This is a genomic window from Neisseria sp. P0022.S010 (assembly GCF_051956635.1).
Genome location: NZ_JBQCXF010000528.1, coordinates 1 through 2,021, shown reverse-complemented (window position 1 = coordinate 2,021; position 2,021 = coordinate 1). Strand labels below are relative to the sequence as shown.

Genomic DNA, 2,021 nt, shown 5'->3' with positions numbered 1-2,021 from the left:
CAGCGACCCCGTATTTGAAACCGTACAACGCTGCGCCGCCGAAGATTTGCAACGGGCGCGCTTTGCCAAAGGCGTATTGGCGGCAAAAGGCATGATGTACACCTTGGAAGACAACAGGCCGTCTGAAAAAATCATGGCAGACTTGCCCGCCATTATCCGCAAAGCCATACGCAAAAACGCCAAACATATGCTCGCACCGGTCTTTTTCATCGGCGTAAAAGGCATCCGCACGCTGGCCAAGAAAATCGAATCCCTGCCTACCAAACAAAATGACAAATACCAAAAACTGTTTCTCGGCCATTTGGTGCGGATGCAGGAAGAAATCGGTACCGGCGGCGCAGGTTTCCGCTACATCTACGCCTACTTTCTCGAACAGGCCGCCCATATCTGCAACGAACCCGCATTTCAGACGGCCTCAGAACAAATGACCGCCATCGGCGACCAATGGCGGCAGTTTGCAGCCATGTGCGTGAAACAGTGCAAAAAACCATCCGAAAACGGCTGCCGCAACATTGCCGAATTTCTGCGCAACATTGCGGATAATGAAGAAGCATTGTGGCGCGGATTATTGAAATAATCAGGATTTATTCGATCCCGATTAATCTACCGTGGATTATTTTGACATTCAGGCCGTCTGAAAACTAAAAGAAATTAAAAATGCGTTACCTAGCTACTGTCTTATTCTTGTGTTCCGCCCTAACCCATGCCGCGCCGCCGGACGGCTTTGCCTTGGTTCATGATGCCGACGGACATACCAACTTACGCAAAAGCCCTGATTTGAATGCCAAAGTCTTGGCAAAAATCCCCAACGGCACGCCGTTGGAATGTTTGGGTGATGGCAGCGAAGGCAGTTTGACTTTCTGTACTGCCCAGCTGCAACAACCTGCCGCAGAAGACTACGGTTTCATCCATTACAGCCGTCTGATATTTCCCGCCTCAGATAAAAGCTTCGTCCGCCTGCGCGAACACTTCGGTCGCGACGACACACTGACTTTGTCCGGCAACGGACAAACAGTACACATCGTAGCCCGCCGCATCCATCCAAAACTTAGCGACTTCTCGGGCATCAACAAAGACAAAAATACCGCGCGGCTCTATCAAGGCAAACCTTTCTATGGTACAGACTACGACATTCCCAAAAGCGTGTTCGCGCTTGAACGCATCACGCTAAACGGTCAAGCGGTTCCCGCTGCCGAACTGCAAGGACTGTTCTCGCCCGATTTTGCCACCACTGCACGCGGCAGCAATGTATATCAAGACTGGGAAGCCTATTATCGCGACAGCAATAAGACGCTTTATCTGTTCGGCAGACAAGGGGCGGACGGCGCTCCCTTCGGCGTCTGCTTTATATTTAAGGACGGCAAATTCCAGCACCGTTATTTATGGGGTGCTGCGATATAAATATCGCTCAAAAAGGTCGTCTGAAACCATGATTCAAATCCAATCCCTCTCCCACCATTATCCCAAAGCCGAAACTGCCGCGCTGGACAATGTGTCGTTCGATATTGCCGACGGCGAATGTTTGGGGCTGCTCGGCCACAACGGTGCGGGGAAAACAACGCTGATGTCGCTTTTGGCAGGCTTGCAGGAAGTACGGCAGGGCGAAATTTTGTTTGACGGCAAACCGTTGCGCCTGTTGAGCCGCAGCGAGCGGCAGAAAATCGGTTTGGTGCCGCAGGATTTTGCGTTTTATCCGCAGCTTTCTGTGTGGGACAACTTGCTGTTTTTCGCTTCGCTTTACAAAGTGCGCGACAAAGGCCGTCTGAATGCGCTGTTGGAACAGACCGACCTGACCGCCCATAAAAACAAGGCGGCGAAGCATCTTTCGGGCGGGCTTAAACGCCGTCTGAATTTTGCCATCGGCCTGATTAACACGCCGCAACTGGTATTCCTAGACGAAATCACGGTCGGCATCGACCCGCAGTCGCGCCGCTTTATCCTCGACAGCGTGGCGGATTTGACGCGGCAGGGGGTAACGGTGGTTTACACCTCGCACTATCTGTCGGAAATCGAGCAGCTTT

Annotated in this window: 3 protein-coding genes; all 3 read left to right on the top strand. The window is 52.1% G+C overall.

Annotated features, from left to right (window positions below; translation table 11 throughout):
• A partial coding sequence (locus tag ACTHUT_RS19000; protein ID WP_440419411.1) for a DUF4872 domain-containing protein occupies positions 1 to 577 on the top strand: 577 nt, incomplete at its 5' end.
• A gap of 80 nt (positions 578 to 657) precedes the next feature.
• A complete protein-coding gene (locus tag ACTHUT_RS18995; RefSeq protein WP_250601407.1) occupies positions 658 to 1,401 on the top strand; it encodes an SH3 domain-containing protein in 744 nt (247 codons plus the stop codon).
• Between the two features lie 28 nt (positions 1,402 to 1,429).
• The coding region (locus tag ACTHUT_RS18990; RefSeq protein ID WP_440419410.1) for an ABC transporter ATP-binding protein at positions 1,430 to 2,021 on the top strand (592 nt) is incomplete at its 3' end.

Bases quoted from the DNA above. Each gene is read 5' to 3' on its own strand.
- ACTHUT_RS18995 (WP_250601407.1), top strand. From the start codon at position 658: ATGCGTTACCTAGCTACTGTCTTATTCTTGTGTTCCGCCCTAACCCAT.